Annotated in this window: 20 protein-coding genes and 1 pseudogene; 10 read left to right on the plus strand and 11 right to left on the minus strand. The window is 51.3% G+C overall.

What is annotated here, in order from left to right; translation table 11 throughout:
* Positions 1–33: 33 nt before the first annotated feature.
* Entirely contained in the window at positions 34–192 is a 159-nt protein-coding gene (locus DXY33_RS06540; RefSeq protein ID WP_115132271.1) for a metallothionein, read from the plus strand.
* A gap of 848 nt (positions 193–1,040) precedes the next feature.
* On the opposite strand, the gene DXY33_RS12670 is transcribed toward DXY33_RS06540, so the two are convergent.
* The 3 genes and pseudogenes from DXY33_RS12670 to DXY33_RS06565 form a co-directional block, all read right to left on the minus strand.
* A complete protein-coding gene (locus DXY33_RS12670; protein WP_114987765.1) occupies positions 1,041–1,175 on the minus strand; it encodes a high light inducible protein in 135 nt (44 codons plus the stop codon).
* Positions 1,176–1,675: 500 nt separating this feature from the next.
* Positions 1,676–2,956: pseudogene (locus DXY33_RS12675) on the minus strand (VapE domain-containing protein).
* The gene (locus tag DXY33_RS06565) at positions 2,949–3,554 is read right to left on the minus strand and encodes a hypothetical protein (RefSeq protein WP_136975433.1); all 606 of its coding nucleotides are present in this window, start codon (positions 3,552–3,554) and stop codon (positions 2,949–2,951) included. Before DXY33_RS06565 ends, DXY33_RS12675 begins: the two are co-directional and overlap by 8 nt.
* 562 nt (positions 3,555–4,116) lie before the next feature.
* Here DXY33_RS06565 and DXY33_RS06570 point away from each other — a divergent pair.
* The 3 genes from DXY33_RS06570 (at position 4,117) to DXY33_RS06580 (ending at position 9,896) form a co-directional block, all read left to right on the plus strand.
* Positions 4,117–4,758, plus strand: a complete 642-nt coding sequence (locus DXY33_RS06570; RefSeq protein ID WP_115132215.1) for a hypothetical protein — start codon at positions 4,117–4,119, stop codon at positions 4,756–4,758.
* A gap of 120 nt (positions 4,759–4,878) precedes the next feature.
* The gene (locus DXY33_RS06575) at positions 4,879–6,636 is read left to right on the plus strand and encodes a tetratricopeptide repeat protein (RefSeq protein ID WP_115132216.1); all 1,758 of its coding nucleotides are present in this window, start codon (positions 4,879–4,881) and stop codon (positions 6,634–6,636) included.
* Between the two features lie 527 nt (positions 6,637–7,163).
* On the plus strand, positions 7,164–9,896 hold the full coding sequence (locus tag DXY33_RS06580; protein WP_136975434.1) for a S8 family serine peptidase: 2,733 nt from the start codon (positions 7,164–7,166) through the stop codon (positions 9,894–9,896).
* 435 nt (positions 9,897–10,331) lie between these two features.
* Here the strand turns inward: DXY33_RS06580 and DXY33_RS06585 are convergent, their stop codons facing one another.
* The gene (locus tag DXY33_RS06585) at positions 10,332–11,072 is read right to left on the minus strand and encodes a hypothetical protein (RefSeq protein WP_136975435.1); all 741 of its coding nucleotides are present in this window, start codon (positions 11,070–11,072) and stop codon (positions 10,332–10,334) included.
* An 888-nt stretch (positions 11,073–11,960) separates the two neighbouring features.
* Entirely contained in the window at positions 11,961–12,233 is a 273-nt protein-coding gene (locus tag DXY33_RS06590) for a DUF3303 domain-containing protein (protein WP_114988194.1), read from the minus strand.
* A gap of 167 nt (positions 12,234–12,400) precedes the next feature.
* Here DXY33_RS06590 and DXY33_RS12290 point away from each other — a divergent pair, with 167 nt between their 5' ends.
* Together DXY33_RS12290 and DXY33_RS06595 are read left to right on the plus strand one after the other, a co-directional pair.
* Positions 12,401–12,544, plus strand: a complete 144-nt coding sequence (locus DXY33_RS12290) for a hypothetical protein (protein ID WP_170950969.1) — start codon at positions 12,401–12,403, stop codon at positions 12,542–12,544.
* A gap of 119 nt (positions 12,545–12,663) precedes the next feature.
* A complete protein-coding gene (locus DXY33_RS06595) occupies positions 12,664–12,867 on the plus strand; it encodes a hypothetical protein (RefSeq protein WP_115132272.1) in 204 nt (67 codons plus the stop codon).
* A 524-nt stretch (positions 12,868–13,391) separates the two neighbouring features.
* Here the strand turns inward: DXY33_RS06595 and DXY33_RS06605 are convergent.
* From DXY33_RS06605 to DXY33_RS06625, 5 genes are all read right to left on the minus strand, one after another.
* Complete coding sequence (locus DXY33_RS06605; RefSeq protein WP_115132219.1) at positions 13,392–13,709, minus strand: DUF3288 family protein; 318 nt, start codon at positions 13,707–13,709, stop codon at positions 13,392–13,394.
* Between the two features lie 39 nt (positions 13,710–13,748).
* Entirely contained in the window at positions 13,749–13,940 is a 192-nt protein-coding gene (locus DXY33_RS06610) for a hypothetical protein (RefSeq protein ID WP_115132220.1), read from the minus strand.
* A 95-nt stretch (positions 13,941–14,035) separates the two neighbouring features.
* On the minus strand, positions 14,036–14,320 hold the full coding sequence (locus tag DXY33_RS06615) for a hypothetical protein (protein ID WP_115010338.1): 285 nt from the start codon (positions 14,318–14,320) through the stop codon (positions 14,036–14,038).
* An 81-nt stretch (positions 14,321–14,401) separates the two neighbouring features.
* On the minus strand, positions 14,402–14,608 hold the full coding sequence (locus DXY33_RS06620) for a hypothetical protein (protein ID WP_115132221.1): 207 nt from the start codon (positions 14,606–14,608) through the stop codon (positions 14,402–14,404).
* Positions 14,609–14,763: 155 nt separating this feature from the next.
* Positions 14,764–15,252 (minus strand): hypothetical protein, encoded by a 489-nt coding sequence (locus DXY33_RS06625; protein WP_244275902.1) that lies wholly within the window; start codon positions 15,250–15,252, stop codon positions 14,764–14,766.
* A 107-nt stretch (positions 15,253–15,359) separates the two neighbouring features.
* Here DXY33_RS06625 and DXY33_RS06630 point away from each other — a divergent pair, with 107 nt between their 5' ends.
* On the plus strand, positions 15,360–15,656 hold the full coding sequence (locus DXY33_RS06630) for a hypothetical protein (RefSeq protein WP_115010336.1): 297 nt from the start codon (positions 15,360–15,362) through the stop codon (positions 15,654–15,656).
* A 6-nt stretch (positions 15,657–15,662) separates the two neighbouring features.
* Here DXY33_RS06630 and DXY33_RS06635 read toward each other — a convergent pair whose 3' ends face one another.
* Positions 15,663–15,956 carry a hypothetical protein gene (locus DXY33_RS06635; RefSeq protein ID WP_115081636.1) on the minus strand — a complete coding sequence of 98 codons (294 nt, stop codon included), beginning with the start codon at positions 15,954–15,956 and terminating at the stop codon, positions 15,663–15,665.
* 563 nt (positions 15,957–16,519) lie between these two features.
* On the opposite strand from DXY33_RS06635, the gene DXY33_RS06640 reads away from it, so the two are divergent.
* From DXY33_RS06640 to DXY33_RS06650, 3 genes are all read left to right on the plus strand, one after another.
* On the plus strand, positions 16,520–16,798 hold the full coding sequence (locus tag DXY33_RS06640) for a hypothetical protein (RefSeq protein ID WP_115132223.1): 279 nt from the start codon (positions 16,520–16,522) through the stop codon (positions 16,796–16,798).
* A gap of 103 nt (positions 16,799–16,901) precedes the next feature.
* The gene (locus tag DXY33_RS06645; RefSeq protein WP_115081715.1) at positions 16,902–17,696 is read left to right on the plus strand and encodes a prohibitin family protein; all 795 of its coding nucleotides are present in this window, start codon (positions 16,902–16,904) and stop codon (positions 17,694–17,696) included.
* Positions 17,697–17,709: 13 nt separating this feature from the next.
* Positions 17,710–18,165, plus strand: a complete 456-nt coding sequence (locus DXY33_RS06650; protein WP_244275904.1) for a DUF389 domain-containing protein — start codon at positions 17,710–17,712, stop codon at positions 18,163–18,165.
* Positions 18,166–18,202 lie beyond the last annotated feature (37 nt).

Below are 18,202 nucleotides of genomic sequence, written 5' to 3' on the forward strand. Positions count from 1 at the left end.
GACCTAATAAGAGGGGAGTTGATCGAGGAATCCATGCCAATCGCAAATCAGCAATGCGCGTGTGAGCCCTGCGGCTGCGTTGTTTCCCCTCAAAAAGCCGTCGAGAAAGAAGGAAAAATTTATTGCTCCCAGTCATGTGCTGATGGTCATGCCGGTGATGACAAATGTTGCTCTAGTTGTGATTGCTGCTGATTAGTCGCAGCAGCCGCCTTGTTGCAGGGGGACCACTGTTACCCCGCTAACGACATTTGAATCCATAAGAACCCTTACCTGTACGCCGCCACTGGGGTCTTCAGCTAGTTCTACGGCGAGCCCAACCAGCTCGTCTCCGTTGGCTTTGGTGTAGTTCAGAAGCTCAACGCGTTGAAGTTCTTTTGGAGTTGACACAGGCGATAAGCGGTCTTGAAGGCTTTTTAACGCTGAACTGACCCCTCAGAGGAAGTAAGGAGCCAGCTTCTGATCAGCGCCCAATGGCATTGCATAACCATTGGAGGGAAGGCCCATGCGACTGAACTTCCCAAGACACCATCGCGGAGGCCAGGCGTTCAGTGCAGTTCCAATGAGGCGACAGCAGCGACCAAATGAGTCGGCGCAATGTTGTGGCAACTGAAACGCTGATCTGACTCCTCCCCTTCATAAGAGGAGCCAGGCCGTTGCTTGCTGTGTCTGCGCGGGATAGTAACGCTGACACTCAGCGCCCAATGGTTATTGGAGAAACCATTGGATGGAAGGCCCATGCGACTGAAACTTCCGAACAAAGTATGAAATGTAGGTCGGATGTTCGTGCTTTAGATGTTGCCAAGAGCTGTTTCAAATGAGCAGCGGCATTGTTGTGATGTCTTTTGAGGACTAGTCGATACCTCCAACAGAAAGCATGTGTCAGCTCTCGGATCATTGTCCAACAGCCATGGTTGGCCAAAGGGAGCCAAGTGCTGTGTTCCCACCGACGCAAATAGCTGCCACAAGCATCCCGAAGTAAAAGAGCTTGAGGTACCCAAGACGTGTCTCGGGTACCCAAACATCAATTTCCTCTTTGGGCATCACCCCATCCCGATCTGAGAAAGGATCCCTTGACCGGTGAGTAGCTCAGTGCCAAGGCCAATGATGAACCCCATCATTGCCAGGCGGCCATTCCAGGTTTCAGCGAAAGACGAGAAGCCGAACTTGCTGTCCATAGCATTGTTAAGAAGCTTAACAACCCTAGAGGTCCTCTTCTGCTTCTGTTGTGCCAAATGAATCAACCAGCTCCACAAGCTTTACCTCTGAGCCTTATGCGGTTTTGACAGCTCTTGGGAGCCTCCCGAGCGAACACGAAGTCAGGTCAGTTCACAGCCTGCGCCAGCCACTGTCTCGGGGGTTTGGAGTGCAGGTTGGAGCATGTGCCTGATTAGCTGCTCCGCGAAATTCTTTGGCGATCTGACTTTGTGGGGGCGAAACCATCTCCTGTATTGGGAGACGGTCGGCCGAAAAACGGCGCATCGGGGAACTCGAGCTGCGGGATGCGGTGGCGGCGCCTCTCAGATCTCTCAGGTGTTTTCCCAACAGTTGCGGCGGCAGCCACGGGCTCCCCTTGGTTGAGATCTTTTTGATGAAAAGGAGTTGAGACCTGAGACGCTTCGCCCGCATCGCTGTCGCTTGCTGGGGTTTGGCCCGCCTCAGGTGTGGTCCGCCGACGTTAGGCACCTGAGGGTCGCCACCGCCGTTTCTTCCCGCTTGGGCCTTGGCTCTGGTGTTTGTCCTTCTCGTACCCCAAGCGGCGCAGGATCTTGCCCACCTCGACAGCGACTTTTTGATCCAACGGCTTGAAGAAGTCGTCGGCACGACTGTGTCGCCATTCGATCGGATTGCCAGCGCAGCCAGAGAGGTAGAAGCACTCCTCGCTGGTGAAAGGGTCTGGGCGCTCCCAAGGGTCGGGAGCTTTTTCCAACCATTCGGCAATGGTGTCCTCCCAGGGGTGATCCACCTCGAAGTTGAGATTGCGCCGGTTGGATTCGGCCTGCTCCTCGAAGGTCAGCCTGTCCGATTCGCCTCGCCGGTACGCCTCAACGGCGGCCTTCCAAATTGCGTCTCGGTCCTTCAGGAGCCTTTTCAGATCAATGACGAACCCAGCGTCCGCATCGTGCGGAAGCTGGACCACCCAGAACCGAGATGAGCCCGTTTCGTCGCGCAGGAAATCAGTGCGGTTGCTTGTGCCCATGAAGACGCTCTGTCTGGGGAACTAGTCATGGGAGCTGCCGTACGGAACGCGGATGTAGTCCTTCGGGGAGGAGATGTCGTTCTTGAGCGTTCCGGCCTGCTTCTTGGAAACGATGCTGTCGAGTTCAGCGAGTTCAAAAATCCAGCAACCGTGGATCGCCATCAGGAAGTCCTTGTGGTTCTCCTGATGGGTGTCGGAGTGCCACGCAGGGCTGGCGAGAACGATGATTCCCTGGCTCTTCCCAATGTCCTGCCCGCCTTGGAAAACCAGGACGTTGCGGCGTGAGCAGCCCGGTTCAAAGATGCAGCGGACAGCGCCGATCAGCGTGGCTTTCACCATCGCGTCGCACAGCGGGTCGGTGGTGTTCCAGTAGGTGCTGGCCACGCTGTTGAGGTCGACGGCTGCGATGCCGCGATTGCTCGCCACCTTGTTCAGATAATCCGTGACCGGATGGAACGCGTTGGCCATGGCCCCTGTTTTGGCAGCGTCCTTGGCCTTGCTCTGATCGATCTTGTATCCACGCTCCGAGAGCGCGACATACAACTGGTCGATCTCGGCAACCGGAACGGCGACACCATCCAGCTCGATCTTTTTGGTGAGCAGGTTGAAGCGCCATCGCTTTTTGAGGGCTTTCTTCAGCAAGACCGAAAGGTCCCCAACCTCGAGCGCCAGCCTGATGCGCTGTTCCTTGCCATCCCTGTCGATAAAGGTGTTCCAGCCTTCAGGCAGCAGGCTGACTTTGACGATCTGTTCAGCCATTCCGCAGCCACTCCCGGAGTCGTTGATGGTTGTTGGGTTGGTGCAGGGCGAAGACCGAGAAGGTCCCGAAATGCACCTGCTGAGTTTTTGAAAAAGCCCACTGGGTGCCGGGGGCGAGCTGACCCTTTTTCAGTTCCAGCGGCGGCGCGAATGTTTGGCCGTGAAAGCAGCGCAAAGTTCTGCCGTCGCGGTGCAGCGCGCAGATGACATTCGAATTGCGATGGCATACCGGGCAATCGTCTAGCCGATGCCAATCACTGCGCCCGGTGCTCACGGTGCGGTGCTTTGGAACTGACGTTTGGTGGTTGTCGATGGCCAGCTGAAGAACGGTGTCCCACCAGAAATTGGGTGGAACTGACAACGCCTCAGGGCCGCTGCTATCAGGCCAGTAGTAGTGGCCGCCTGACGACCAGTGTTTTCCCAGCACGATCACCTGCCGTCCAGGAGAGAAAAACTGCTCGAGCTGCTCGCCCGCTCCGGTGCTCTCGTTGAAATGGAAATGTCCGGCGGTCAGCCCTTGATCAATCGCCTGGTCAACCTGCGCCGGGCTAGGAGCGAAAAGCAGCTTGAACCGTGAGAGATCTGTATCTCGCTGCACGCGCCAGGTTGAAACGCCTTCTGGGTGGAGGCCCAACTGCCGAGAACGCTCGATTGCTGATGCGCCGTCAAAGTCGACGCACCACAGCTGATCGCAGCGGACACCGCAAGCAACCACCCCGAGGTGGCTGGAAACCTCTGAGACGCTGAATCCAGGGTGAGTCGTCCACCCTGAAAGCATCGGAGCCTTCCTTGATTGACCCCAACCAACGGGTAAGAGGCAATGCTGGCGACTGGTGGGCTCAAGCCATTTCAAAACGGTGGGGTCGATCATGGCCAACTCCGCTCTGGGCCACGGATTGGGCCACACCAACCCCTCAAGGCCATATCAACGTCAGTCTCTGAAAGGTGTTTGGGTTGTTTGCACGACTGCCTGAATGGCAGTGGGTCACCTAAATTGGGCTCATCCTTGGCAGGGAGTGAGCGCCACGGCACACCAAAGCCTGAAAGTGAGTTATTGGCGCGCCAAACCATGACAACGCCCTGCCTGTGGTGCGTACTGGCCAGAAGCCTGGACACCCCGAGCATTTTTGTTTATATGTTCAAAACTAGTTGGCGAAACAATGTCATTAATTGATCGGGTAAAAAGTCCTGGAGAAATTTATGTGTTGCTTGTTACTTTTATTTTTACCGAGCAATTTGACAGAAATTTAGACCTGGAAGCAGTCGAAGAAGGCGCAATTAGAAATTTTCTTGAAATATCTCATTCATTTCTAGATGCACTCACAAATCATATGCAGCCAATAGGGGCTGCATTTTTTGTGTATACATTTATCTTGATTGCCCTAAGATTGTTGGGGAATAAATCACGAAGATTGATTGATATGCTTGCAATTTTTCTTACCTCCTGCTGGATCGTTGAACTTGTTATTATTAATCTACTTCTAATTGCTCCTATCAAAAGCCCCGTTCTTTTAATTATTGAGCTTTTGCTCTTCATTCCAATAATCTTGATTTGCTTTTCGTGGTGGTATTGGAGAATAAACCATGGACGATCTAGTAAAAATTTGTCGCCTGCAATTGCAGTAACCGACGGGCCAGGGGCTCTTGAATATTTTTTCTTCGCCGCAGAGGTTTGCTTTGACTACTCTCAGGATTCATGTAAAACTTCTATTGCAAAAATGGTACGACTTCTAAACGGATTTGTGGTGCTTGATATTTTTGGATTGACTCTTTCAAGAGCAGTAGATTTAGCCGTAAGATGACTTAAAGGTACTTGTTGGTTCCAGCCGTACGGGCCACCTGAAGGCGCGTTGTATCGATAAACACCAATTGGGATGACCGGAAGGATTAAATATGTCAAAATGATTTAATTTAACCTAAAAGTGGATAAGCCCAAGCAGAGCAACATCAAGCTCTCAAGCAGCAATCAACAGAGTGTGAATTGCCATCCAGATCACATTACTAAAGAGCAACAGGCCGCGACTCTAATCGTTCAAAAGAAATATCAAGAAGCAGAAGAGATTTACAAAGATATGATTGCCAATGGCACAAACAATCACATCGTCTATGGAAACCTGGCAGCAATCTGCTTAATGGAAGGAAGATACACAGAACTCGTAAGACTTCTCAAGAAGGCCCTGCTTCTTGAGCCAAGCTATCCAGAAGCTCACTACAACATTGGCCTTGCTCTGCATCAGCAGGGCAAACTTAGAGAAGCAACAACATCATACCAAGATGCACTTAAACTCAGGCCAAACTTTCCAGATGCCCACTATAATCTTGGCTGCACACTACATGCTCAAGGCAACCTAAAAGAAGCAATTAACTCATACAACAACGCTATAAGGCTCAAGCCAAATTTTGCAGAGGCTTACAACAATCTTGGCAATACGTACCAACAGCTGGGTGATCTAGAGAAAGCAATAACGAGCTTCAAAAATGCACTTAAACTCAACCGGCATAACGCAAGTGCTCATCAAAATCTTGGCTATCTCCTTCATAGTCAAGGAGATAAAGAAGCAGCAATCAAATCCTACAATACTGCTCTCAAAATTGATCACAAGAACGCAGATGCACATTATAATTTGGGTTGCGCTCTCCAGGATCACGGTGAGCTAGAAAAGGCGATTAATTCCTACAAGACCGTTATACAGCTGAACCCCGAATCCCCAGATGTCCATAAGAACCTCTCAATGGTAGAACTTCTTTTAGGCAACTACGATGCAGGACTCGAAAGATATGAATACAGGTTGCAATGCAAATCAGATGCAAGATGTCTCCACGCAAGACCAAAATGCCAGCAATGGAAGCAAAAGATAATTCCAAATGATATCCAATTAGTAGTAATCAGCGAAGGCGGCCTCGGAGACACACTTCATTTCATGCGCTACATCAAGATATTGAGAAATAGAGGAGCAAAAGTTTCACTTTGTGCTCAATCAGAACTGCACAGTCTGATACGAGAATCGAGCATTCATTCCTCACCACTGACACCGGAACAGGCAAATCAAGTTTCTGGGGGCTATTGGATAGCCCTCCCATCAGTTCTCCGGCTTCTAGGGATTAAACCTGACAACCCAGTGACTACTGGACCCTACATTAAAGCAAAATCAGATCTCCAAAAGAAGTGGTCCAACATTCTTGCTGTTGAAAGGAAACCCATCATCGGCATCCATTGGCAGGGAGAACCCTCACATGAAACATACACTTCAAGAGGACGCTCTTTACCACTCGAGACTTTCGCTCCGATCGCCAACAAAACAAATTCCAGACTTCTCTCGCTGCAAAAGGGATCTGGGAGTGAGCAGCTCGAATTCTGCAGCTTCAGAGAGCACTTTGTTAACTGTCAAGATCAGATCTCCAAAACCTTTGATTTCCTGGAGACAGCAGCACACATTGCAAACTGTGATCTGATTATTACAAACGATACTTCATTGGCCCATCTCGCAGGCGGAATGGGGAAAACAACATGGCTGCTACTAAAAAAAGTCCCCGAATGGCGCTGGGGATTAGAAGGCAATACCTCCTTTTGGTATCCCACAATGCGCCTATTCCGGCAGAAACAGGAGGGAAATTGGAAAGACGTTATGGAACGGGTGACAGAGGCACTACAGGAGTATTTAGACCACATAAGTGAATAATCAGACACACGGATATAAACGTTGAGCGAGAGAAAAATAAGATCTCGGAAAGGTTTTCATTCGCTCTTCAACATCAAGAATCAGAACTACTCGTGCTGCTGCAAGCCCAGAAACACTCTGAAAAGATGAGACTTCCACTGCCCCAGCAGTCTTGGTTCTTTGGAGTACTGCGTAGCCGTAACGTCGACGGATCATAAAACCACTAATGGTTCCAATACAAACTCCAATTAGTTAAGGCGCGCTGGTCCTCTAACTCATCACAAAAGAAGGGTACAAGTTGTCATTTTTAAAATGAGCAACATGTAGATAACCTCTAGTTAAATGCATCAGGCTTATAAGAGAAATAAGCAAGCCATTTACAGACATAGTTATAACCTGCCTCAAAACACACACCTTAAGCAATTTATCCGCAATTAACGATCTTCGCGGATTAACGGTTGAAACACATCATGATGACTCCTAAATTGACTTGACAACCAATCAATAGGAAGAGCTCCTGCAGGCAAGCCTCTTTTCCTCCTCTTACCGTGGCAGACTTTCTTGTCAACAACCCGAATGCCAGCGAGAGGGCACAGATTCATAAAGGTTCCGAAATAGTCCGCGGCGTCATTGTTGTTGTCAACGATGAAGAAAGCATTGATTCAATCATCTCAGAGGTCAATAATTTAGGTGGAATTTTACACAATAAATTACGCGGCATTGTTAATGGATTTACGGCATATTTAACGAATTCAGCAATCAAGAAACTCATTCTATCCTCCAAGGTTAACTATATTGAAGATAACCATATATTCCAAAAGCAATCAGCAACATTCAGGACGATTAATTACCCCAGAACCTATAACTTAAGCTCAACTGATGATGGATCGTCGGCGAGTCTGAGTCTTGGTTTTACACTCGATTGGTTCGGAACACAATACACAAATATCTATGTCAATACCAATGGAGGTATGGTTCTTGATGATGGCAAGGGAGATTTTACAGAACATATAAACTTCGATCTACGAACAGCTAGCAGACCCTACATCCTGCCGCTATATACGGATCTTAATCCAGCGGCTAATGGCACCGTCGAGTTTGGTACCGGCACCATCTCCGATGGTTCAACAAAAAATGTGTTCTGGGCCGAGTGGGTAGGCGTCGCCGAATATGGCAACAATTCTGCTCGCCAAGAATTTCAGGCGCTCATCATTGAAGAATCAGATGGTGCAACCGTTGAGTTCCGCTATGTCGATCTTACTAATGCCGGATCAACAACAAATAGTGTGTTTGAAGTCGGTTTTTCTGACCCTTTAGATAGTAACAATACTGTTCGTATTCCTGATCAGAATGGCGATCCTTCAGCTAGTGAACTTCTCTCAGGAAAAACCGGAGGTTCAACAGGGGTCTGGAGTTACTCCGTTGCTGACTCCGGAAGTCCGAGTCCGGCCCCAACTCCAACCCCAACGCCGACTCCAGCAGCGCGCAATTCCCTCCCCGTAGGACCGGTTTGGAATTTAGATCGCCTGGATCAAAGAACCCTTCCACTCGACAACAGCGCACTTAGCCACGATGGTGGGGGTGCCGGCGTAACCATTTATGTCGTCGATAGTGGTATTCGAACAACCCACCAAGAGTTTGCCGGCCGCGTCGTTGCAGGCTACGACTTTGTCGATGATGACAGCAATCCAAATGATTGTGATGGACATGGAACCCACATCGCGGGAATTGCAGCCGGAACAAGTGGTGTTGCACCTTTAGCCAATATCTCTGCTGTACGTGTTCTTAATTGCTACGGATCTGGCTTTACCTCCGATGTCATCGATGGCTTGAACTGGGTTCGCACCAACCACAGCAGCGGAGATGCTGTGGTGCTCCTGGCATCCAAGAGTGCTTCGCCTTCCAAAAGCGTTGCTGATGCCGTCACTTCACTGACATCGGCAGGAATCACTGTCGTACTAGCGGCTGGTAATGATAATCAAGACACTGCGAATTCCTTAGCCGCACTAGCACCATCTGCTATCGCAGTTGGATCCACCAATGAATCAGATAGCCGTTCTAGTTTTTCAAACTATGGCTCAGACATTGACATCTTTGCCCCAGGTCAAGGAGCGCTAAGCGCCTGGTTTAACGGCGACAATCAATACAACACACTCAACGGCACCTCCCAAGCAGCGGCGCACGTTGCTGGCGCAGCCGCTTTGTATTTATCCAACAATCCTGGCTCCACACCAGCTCAGGTTTCCAATGCCCTGATTTCTCATGCAACCACCGATGTCATTACGGATGCAGGCACGGGCTCGGCCAATCGGCTGCTTTATCTCGGTCGACCCACCATCTCCATCACCGATGATGATGTCGACGACTCCTTAAGCGCTGGCGATACATCAACACTCACCTTCACCCTTTCTGGTTCTTCTACTGATTTCATCGAATCTGATGTTTCTGTCTCTGGTGGCGCCCTCTCCAACTGGAACGCCATTTCCTCCAGCTCTTACACCGCCACTTTTACCCCAACCGACAACAGCACCACCGATGGTGTGATTTCTGTTGCCACAGGTGTCTTTTCGAATTCCTTTGGCAACAAAAATGCCGATGGCAGCGATAGCAACAACTCAGTGACTTTCTCAATCAATACGACAAATAATGCGACGAATCAATCATCAGGAGCGCCCTGCTTTGCTTCCGGTTCTTGCATTCTTCTTGCAAATGGTGCCGAGCAATTAGTTCAGAATCTTAGGCAAGGAGACAAGGTTATAACGCATTCAGGGATTAGAGAAATTCTTTGGATAGGAAGAAAGCATTTCAGTCAAAGGCAATTAAAATCAAATAGACGAAATTCTCCAATTGCTTTTCTTCGAAGTTCACTAGAAGATAATATCCCAGCCAAAACCCTTTACGTATCCGAAGGTCACTATTTTTATATAAACGGGAAGCTTATAGCTGCTGGATGCCTGGTCAATGGAATAAATATATTCAGAGTCAATCCAAATATGCTTAAGGATGGAGTCTGCTATTGGCATATTGACCTTGGAGAAGAGCAGCTTGTTAGATCAAATTCATGCTGGAGTGGATCATACTACTGCTGGTTTAACAGAAGAGGATTTAGCAATTACTTGGATTACGACGGGGATCCAGACCAATGTACAAAAAAGCTAGATCTGCCGAGATTCACATCTATTTATGACATCAAAGGTGATTACAAGTATTTACTCAAGCGAGCCATAAGATTTGGCGAAAGGTCAGTTTACACTCAAAAACAGCAAGAGGCGATGGTTTGATCGCAGTAATGAATAACCACGTGTGGAGCTACTGGGACGACATCATTCCTCATCTGCAGACTAAGTGAGTCATTAAAGAGTTGATCCGATTAGGAGCTTGGAGAGCCCTTTGGGGTCAGGAAGGATCGTTGAGGTCTTGGTGACCTTGAAGTTGATCAGCTCGTTCCTGGCCGTGAGGTCTACGATGGTGGCCTGCATTCGCCAGCTCGATCACATGACCGGCACTGGGTACAACTCACATCACAGAAATGGAAATCGAAGGCGCTTACGCTGATCGAGCGCAACACTGGCAGGCGCCAAGAGCTACTTGGCGCGATCGCGAAGACTTATCAGATACTCTTTTGGGCATGGCTAACCAAGTTCCTATTAATTGAAGAAGTTCCGCATATCGAGAAATTTGCACATACATCTTGAATTGAAGCGTAAAAGCTCAAATCATCCGTAGCAAAACATTGGAATATCGTATTTCGACAAATCTTTAATCCAATGACCTTTGACAATGCTTGATTCGCAATTGTGTTCGCCATACGGCGTCGATATCTTAATTGGTTTGTCATTCCGCTGGGTTGCGGTTCGCCTGAGCCAGGCATCGTCATTTGCCTTCTTGTTGAGATGGCTTGTAATCAGTCCAAAGGTTTGATGCAGGCAGAAAAGAGATTGCCTTTGCGATAGAGTTTTTGGGCAGCAAACGAGAAAATTGTCTCCTGGCAGCAAGGCAAGGATCTGCATGCCTAGACTAGATAGTTCTTCAATGATTACAGGATTGCAGGTCTCGATTTGCATTATGAAAGGCGCTCTTGCCTGAATTAATAGGGCGCATAGTTCAGCGGCTGTAGTTTTTTCAGAACCATCAATATCCATTTTGATAAATCCTGGCTTGGTTTCTGGCTCTATGTTTTGTTTCTCTTCCTCGATCCAGTCATAAATAGAGCTTGTTTTTACGTTGGGGATCTTGAATGTATTTTCGGGATTGGTTGTAATGCAATCGCGGAGCTTATCGTGATCACCTCTGTATTCTTTGGATATAAGTGTGTGAGCGTCTCCAGCATTTTTTTCAACCAAAAACCCATGAATTGAATTAAAATTCTTGTGATTAGAAATATTCATTCTGGCAACTTCTATGTTCTCTTTGCTTGCATCAATGCTCAGCGTATTGCCGTAGTTGCCTGTAAGCATCTTTGCGTAAGTATATGTCCCTACGTGGCATCCTATGTCAACCATGTATGAGCATTCCCTTAGAATTGGGGAAATCATCATTAGCAAATGATCTTCGTAAATGCATTTATTGTTGATGATCCAATCGCAAACAGTATCGCGTCCTTTCTCGTATACATAAAAATACTTCCCATGTGAGTTGGTGAAGTACGTTTCGCTTGATAGGTGGATTTTTTGTCTGTTTGCATGTTCCATTCTATGTGATTGATCGGTTTGACTTGAAGAGATAATAGCCTGCATTCATACCCGCCCTTCCCAAATTTTTTGCAGTATCTCTCTGCTCCGCTCGTCCAAGCCGATGATTCCTATGCAGATTTCGTGAGATAACCCCATTGGGCTGTGCGAAAATTTTGCTCCCGACGGCACCACAAACTTTGATGCCTACCTCAATGGCATCAACACGGGTGCCGACACCGAAATCACCGGCAGCTCCGAAGTGTTCCGCTTCTGAATCCTTCTGGAATCTCTTCTTAGAGGGCATGGTCAGGGAGCTTCGATAGTCAGGCGAGTTGGATCAACCCAGTTTTTACTGGGTTGATGCCATCAACTAGCACTTGAGTTGCTCGAACTGCTTCGAGATGCTGCTGTGTGTTGACGATCGAGTGACGCACCCTTTTTGGGGTTCGGAGTACATCTTGGAGCACATGTCGGAACAAGTGTTCCGAGAAACTCATTCCTGGACTGGCCTTGCGGGGGCTAAACCATCTCCCGGAATGGGAGATGGTCAGGCCGGTCGGGGTCCCCAATGGGGGCGTGTACGACGAAGCCACTCCAACGAATACGTCTCGGAATGGTTCAAACCGGTTATGCCCCCCCGGAGTGTTGAGGGGCATCGCTCCCATCAGACGATCAGCTGTAGGCCTTGGCAATCAGGGGGCCAGCTTGCTCATCTGACAGCACCGGGGTGACCTCCCAGTCGAGGCACTCGGCCCACTCAGCGGCATGCTCGTAACAGGCATCGGCGTTGTCTGCCTCCACGAGAATCCAGCCCTCAACGGAGCCCGGTGCGTGCCAACGCTTCCAGGACTTGCACTCGGGGAAAGGCGCACCCGTTGCCAGGAACTTCTTAGCAGCAATTTCGTGGTAGCCGGTCTTGAACGACCAGTGCATCAAAAAGGTCATGGAAGGTGTTAAAGCCAACGAACATTCCCACAGGCCAAACAGCTTGTCTGTGAGGGCAAACACGGCGGGATAGATCGCTGCAAGCCCTTCCCTCAATCGTCGTCAGCAATCGTCTTGCATCCAGCGTTATGCGCGGTTAGATGGGAGCCATGCAGCCAGATGGCGGAATGCCGGAGCTTCTCAAGCGTCAGATTGACCGCCTGGAAACCGCCATTGACCTCTCGACGGACTGGCTTGAAATCCAATATCTGATGGTTGAGCTCGATCAGCTCAAGGCTTTGTATGAGGAGGAGGAATCAGAGGCTGCATAAGCGGGTTTTGACCTCAGCCTCAGAGCACAACCAATCGAGCTCAGCAACACGTCAGGCCAGCTTGTTCGGCGTTCTTGATCCAACACTGCCAGCGTGGGGAATCACTGACGTTCCATGGCATGAATAACGAGCAGCAGGCGGAACTCGAGCGCCTCGAACGTGTGCTTGCGGTGGCCAAGCGGAACGGGAACGAGCTGTTCATTCAGAACATTGAACGGGAGATCGCTGCCGTTCAGCGGGGTGAACACTCCCCCCTCATCGAGGAATACCTCACAGCGGAAGAGCGGGCATCAAGGGGCGTCGACAACCAGCCCGAGGCTTGAAACCAACTGAAAGGCACGCCATCCCAACAATCGATCGTTCAGGCCCTCAAGGCAATGCGCCTTAATGCTGATGACTTTGTGCCCGGAAGGCACAAAACTATGGGCATCGAGATCGGAGGAGCCCATGACGGACGACACTCCACCCCAGCAGACCGAAGAAGCAGACTGACTTTCTGGCCCCTGCTCCAACAGTCTCAACAATGACCTGGGTTGGTCCTTTGGTGGGCACGCAATGGTCCGCCACGCCAATCGACGCTCCACTTGCACCGTTTCAGGTGCCCTCGGAGAAAACGACCCAACACCTCGAGCCCATGGCCCCAGGGCGCCTCGAGCCAGACGCTTCGACCCTTTCTTTCCCTAGCTGAAGTGATGGGTTGAACGATGCACAAACGAGCGAGTTAGGCCGTCTTTCCACCGGGAAGGGCGGCCTTCCTCTTTGGCTGATCGCCCATGAAACAGGAGCCACCCGATCTCATCTGGGACTCACGTTTAAATAGTTAAGGGAAGAGCCATTCCGGTAAGCATCAAGCGTCTGCATCCTCCACATCGGCCCCAGAACCAACACCTTCAGCCACAGGATCCTGCCCAGGCCGCCAGCCACTCTCCCAGATTTCACGCGTCTTAAGATTCAACTCATCGCGCGAAAGTCCCCATAGCGTGAGACATTTCTGCAGATCATCACGAATATCTTCAGCGCCAGGAAAATCCGCATATCGCGAAAATAACGCCGCAATCGTTGTCAACTGCTGCGGGCCTGGTTCGCCTTCATAACCCAACACAGCATCGATCTGGTCGCGATCAATGGCGTAAAGCGGATGGGTTTGCTGCGTGTCGTCGGTCATTCACCGATCATGCCTGAACAGGGGGAGCAGAGCAGCAGATCAGTCGAGGTCCCAGCACTCAGAACCACGACTGGTGAGCAGGCAGACAACGTGCTTTTCCTCGCTGATCAGGCGATACGTGTGCCCATCAGCATCACTACGGGCACGGGCATGCCAGAAGGCATTGTCTTTGGAAGCGTGTTCGGCACGATTGGACCAACCATCAACTGTTAGCTCTTGAACAGCAAACATGCGCCTGACTCGAACTGAACAAAGGCTCGAGGAGCACGCACGTTCTGTGCAGGATCAACAGAAACTCGTTGGGATCGCTTGATCAGCTGTTGTAATCAGCGCAAAGCCGAGATTTTGTCAACACTGGAACCAACTTCCTCAATGGAAAGACGCTCAGCTGAGGCGTCATTTTGAAGACGAAAGAGAAAGCCATTCACCCAAGCTGTCTCTTTATTGTTGACCTCATGGCCACGGTCAACGAATCCGGGCTGCTGCTGGAACAGATGCAGGAGAATGGTCAGAACGTCCTGCGGCGAAAGATTTTCTGGGTCGATCGATGGCAGTTGATCCCTTACATCCAGATACGACATTGACCCGGTGGTCGCAACATCAAAGGCCACTATCGACTTGCACGCACGATAAGTCCATCCAAACAAAAAGCCCCACCGAAGTGGGGCTTCATCCCTTGAATGAAACAGGGATCAGAGCCAATTGGCACGCATGGCCTCGTAGGTCACTCCTCGGTATTTCAACTGAGTTGGAGCAACCTTCTCTTTCGCCAGCTTGACGGGAGAGAGATGTGCAGAGGTGTAGTCGCCGGATTCAGATCCGCGAGCCAGGGCCTTTTTGGAGCTGTTGCGGAGCTGCACGCGCAGCTCACGCTCCTTCAGAAGCTGAAGAGCATTCATGGTGTTCCTCGTAGAAAGCTCAGGCCCCGTTCCATGCCCTGAGTCGAACTGCGCTTCGCTATGTAGCGAAGTGAACGTTTGTAGCAGTTGCTACACAATAAATATAGGGCACCCAAGCTGAGTTGCGCTGTTCATCCCGTTACAGCCAGAGGCAATTAAATCAAGTTCAACCGCAAAAGCTGCGCCAATGCGAGCGAATTGTGGTCGTCTTCGTTGGTCGTTCTCAATTCAAGGTTGAAAAAGAGCGCTGATTGCTCCTGAACAAAAGGGCCTGCATGCCACGTTCCCGGATGCAGCTTGAAGGCTTCTCCGGCCTGAAACTTGATCAGAGCGATCGAGGAAGCGGGGGGCGGACAACCGGAATCCGTGGAAGGGGCCATGGCCAGCCACCAGGGCTGGGCATCGGCAGACCCCAGACACTGACTCACGCGATGGTGCCGCGTCATCGACTTGAGCACAGGAGGCCGTCGGCGAATCCGCATCACGTAAAAGCGCGGTTGACCGTCTGCAGCGAAATACAGATCTGCGTCCGCTGAACCGAACAAGGCAGGATCACTCTGCGGACGCAACAAGGTGCCACAGCGCTCCAGCCAAGGCGAGTCCGATGCAATCGGCGTCAGGCTCTGGGTTTCCTCATGAGTCATCCCGTCAGGATATGAAAACCAGCCCATGCACCCGTGCAACAAATGGTGCCTTGGGCCACTGACGGCCAGGTCGGAACTCCCTATCACCTGACAAAGGTGAACCGATCATGCTGACCACATCGACACGCTTGAAACTGCAAAACATTTGCAGCCGCCTGGCGCAGGGTGAGTTCGTGTCACTCCAGGAACGCGTCTACCTTCAAAAATTTGCCGAACGCGATCGCAGCGTGAGCACGTGGGTGAGCAGAGCGCAACGTTTTCAACGGGAAGGCACACAACAAGGCCTCGACGGCTTGATGGCCGATCTCGACCTGGGGCGACGTCATCCAGACGACCCTGAACATCCAGAAGATGATCTCGGCGACTGGTTCAGCAATGCTTCGCCGTGGCTGCGTCGCGACTGACGCGCCTCAGCTGGGATCGTCGAGGGGGCCGAAATGGCTGACGGCAACCGCCTGCAACGTCTTCAACGATTCCAGAACAGCCAGGCGTTGCTGAGCCTGAGCAAGCATCGGCTTGCCATGGGGGACGCATGATTCGATCAGAGATGCCGCCTCAGAGGCTTCAGCCTTCACCCAGCCCGTGCATCGCTCAAGGCGGGTGGTGAGATCACCATCACGCAATGCGCCCGAGTAGTTCGGCCCCGCGAAAACCTCGAGAAGTGTCGCCAGCGCATCCCTGGCCTGCTCCCGGTTCACCGTCATAGGGCTTGTGGAATACGGGACCACACTGGCAGCCCAGGCACAAAAAAGCCGCCTCATATGGGCGGCCGGGTGATGGGGATATCCACAGCCTACCCGAACGAACCAGTGATTGCAGGCCTTTTGAAGAAATGGCGACAACACAGGCTGCCAAAGTTTTCCACCTTCCTGTGGATAAGCTGCCGCCAAACGGTATTTTGTGAAATTCAATCCACCACATCTGGTGGATCAGCTGCACAAACTTGACGAGAAGCACTACACTTATTGAAAAGCCGGGTGATGGGGATTACTTGGCTTATTCCTCCGTTTAACGGAGGTTTTTTTATGCCTTTTTCCATGACAAGTCAGCTCTGTCTGCAGAGCTCACATGGCCAAGGAGCATGTCCATGCAGAAGAGGCAAGCCACATCTGCACAACTTTGTTCACGGATCTGACTCATCTCAGTGAACTGGAGAAACTGCTTCAGGTCTGATGACCCAGGCCAGTGAAATCCAACCAACAACTTTTTCAGGCAAGACTGAGATCCACGCCATAGGCTCTGTGCAGCAACACAAGATCTCGACCAGATGCGTGCCCTGAACGGATTGCTGCTGCTCGCGATTGCTCTGAGCGTGCTCCCGTCTTCAGCAGGCGCTCTTGAGCTGGGTCCTTGTGAACCGGCCGAAGCGGTGAAAATTATCGACACCAGCCTGGGACAAGGAAAAACGCTTCAGCAAGCCATGCAGATGATGATCAAAGCGAAAGTATTCGACGGATCCAAGGCGTGCATCACCTTCATCCGCGAGACCTCGATGAGCATGCGCGATTCATACCCAAAAGCCTTTAAATCGCTTTGGTTGAACTAGGCATCCTTCGGGTCCTGATGATGTCGGTTTGGCGGAGAACCGGGCATTAAGCCAACGGCCTACGAGCAAACCCGACATCATCGAGTCAGGATCTCGACCCATCATGCAAACCCCACGACGGATCAACGATCCCGCCAATAGCCTCGCCGTGGTGGTTGCCGTCGTTCTCAGCGCGCTGCTGTTGTTGGGGCAGGCTCTGTTCATCGTTCCGGCCGGCAAGGTTGCCGTGGTCACCACCTTGGGCAAGGTGAGCGGAGGATCGAGACTCCCGGGCCTCAATCTCAAGGTGCCGTTCATTCAATCGGTGTATCCCTTTGATGTGCGCACCCAGGTCAAACCGGAGGAATTTGCCACCCTCACCAAAGACCTCCAGGTGATCGAAGCCACCGCAACCGTGAAATATGCCGTTCGCCCCAACGAAGCCGGACGGATCTACAGAACGATCGCCGGCAACGATCGCGAGATCTACCCCCGCATCATTCAGCCGTCATTGCTGAAAGCCCTGAAATCGGTCTTCTCCCAATACGAGCTCGTCACCATTGCCACCGAATGGAACGACATCTCCGCCCTGGTGGAGCGCACGGTCGCCGAAGAGCTCGACAAATTTGATTACGTGGAAGTGCGCGGTCTCGACCTCACAGGCCTGCAGATCGCCGAGGAATATCGCGCTGCCATTGAACAGAAACAGATCGCAGAACAGCAACTGCTACGCGCCCAGACCGAAGTGAAGATCGCTGAGCAGGAAGCCCTGCGCTACGACACCCTCAACCGCAGCCTCGACGATCAGGTGCTCTACAAGCTTTTCCTCGACAAATGGGATGGGCAAACGGAGGTGGTACCGGCCCTTCCGGGCAGCAACGCCAGCACACCTCCAGTAATTGTGGGGCGACGCAGCTAAACCAACGCCAGCCGTGGTTGTTGATCAACAATCGCTTCTCGAAGACAAAGATCGTCTCGAAGAACTGCGCCGCAGTTACGACGGCGAAGCACGACTGAACGAGTCCTTCATCGTTCTGACGGTTGGCGCCAGCCTGGGTTTGGTCGCCGACAACAATGCTGTGATCATTGGTGCCATGGTTGTGGCGCCGTGGATCCTGCCGCTGCGGGTGGCGGTGTTCGCGATTCTGATCGGGCAGGCCAGGCTGTTGTCACGATCACTGATCACCCTTGTCGCCGGAGCAGGGATCAACTTGATCCTGTCTATGGGATTGGGCCTAATCGCACGCAGTCAGGGCTTGCTTGTGGTGGAGGCCTTGCCAGAACAGATCGTCGCCCGGCTTGAGCCCAACACATTTGATCTGGGAATCGCCCTGGCGGCAGATGCCATCGCGACCTACGCCAAGGTCAACCCCGATGCCAGCAACTGACGGCACCGGCGGGCAGCAAGAACAGAATGGCCGTCAA

This window comes from Synechococcus sp. N26 (genome assembly GCF_900473975.1).
Taxonomy (GTDB): Bacteria; Cyanobacteriota; Cyanobacteriia; order PCC-6307; family Cyanobiaceae; genus Parasynechococcus.

Excerpts from the sequence above, each read along its gene's own strand:
- DXY33_RS06540 (WP_115132271.1), top strand. The coding sequence starts at position 34 with ATGCCAATCGCAAATCAGCAATGCGCGTGTGAGCCCTGCGGCTGCGTT.
- DXY33_RS12670 (WP_114987765.1), bottom strand. The coding sequence starts at position 1,175 with ATGGACAGCAAGTTCGGCTTCTCGTCTTTCGCTGAAACCTGGAATGGC.
- DXY33_RS06570 (WP_115132215.1), top strand. The coding sequence starts at position 4,117 with ATGTCATTAATTGATCGGGTAAAAAGTCCTGGAGAAATTTATGTGTTG.
- DXY33_RS06585 (WP_136975435.1), bottom strand. The coding sequence starts at position 11,072 with ATGCTTACAGGCAACTACGGCAATACGCTGAGCATTGATGCAAGCAAA.
- DXY33_RS06590 (WP_114988194.1), bottom strand. The coding sequence starts at position 12,233 with ATGACCTTTTTGATGCACTGGTCGTTCAAGACCGGCTACCACGAAATT.
- DXY33_RS12290 (WP_170950969.1), top strand. The coding sequence starts at position 12,401 with ATGCCGGAGCTTCTCAAGCGTCAGATTGACCGCCTGGAAACCGCCATT.
- DXY33_RS06595 (WP_115132272.1), top strand. The coding sequence starts at position 12,664 with ATGAATAACGAGCAGCAGGCGGAACTCGAGCGCCTCGAACGTGTGCTT.
- DXY33_RS06605 (WP_115132219.1), bottom strand. The coding sequence starts at position 13,709 with ATGACCGACGACACGCAGCAAACCCATCCGCTTTACGCCATTGATCGC.
- DXY33_RS06610 (WP_115132220.1), bottom strand. The coding sequence starts at position 13,940 with ATGTTTGCTGTTCAAGAGCTAACAGTTGATGGTTGGTCCAATCGTGCC.
- DXY33_RS06620 (WP_115132221.1), bottom strand. The coding sequence starts at position 14,608 with ATGAATGCTCTTCAGCTTCTGAAGGAGCGTGAGCTGCGCGTGCAGCTC.
- DXY33_RS06625 (WP_244275902.1), bottom strand. The coding sequence starts at position 15,252 with ATGACTCATGAGGAAACCCAGAGCCTGACGCCGATTGCATCGGACTCG.
- DXY33_RS06630 (WP_115010336.1), top strand. The coding sequence starts at position 15,360 with ATGCTGACCACATCGACACGCTTGAAACTGCAAAACATTTGCAGCCGC.
- DXY33_RS06635 (WP_115081636.1), bottom strand. The coding sequence starts at position 15,956 with ATGACGGTGAACCGGGAGCAGGCCAGGGATGCGCTGGCGACACTTCTC.
- DXY33_RS06640 (WP_115132223.1), top strand. The coding sequence starts at position 16,520 with ATGCGTGCCCTGAACGGATTGCTGCTGCTCGCGATTGCTCTGAGCGTG.
- DXY33_RS06645 (WP_115081715.1), top strand. The coding sequence starts at position 16,902 with ATGCAAACCCCACGACGGATCAACGATCCCGCCAATAGCCTCGCCGTG.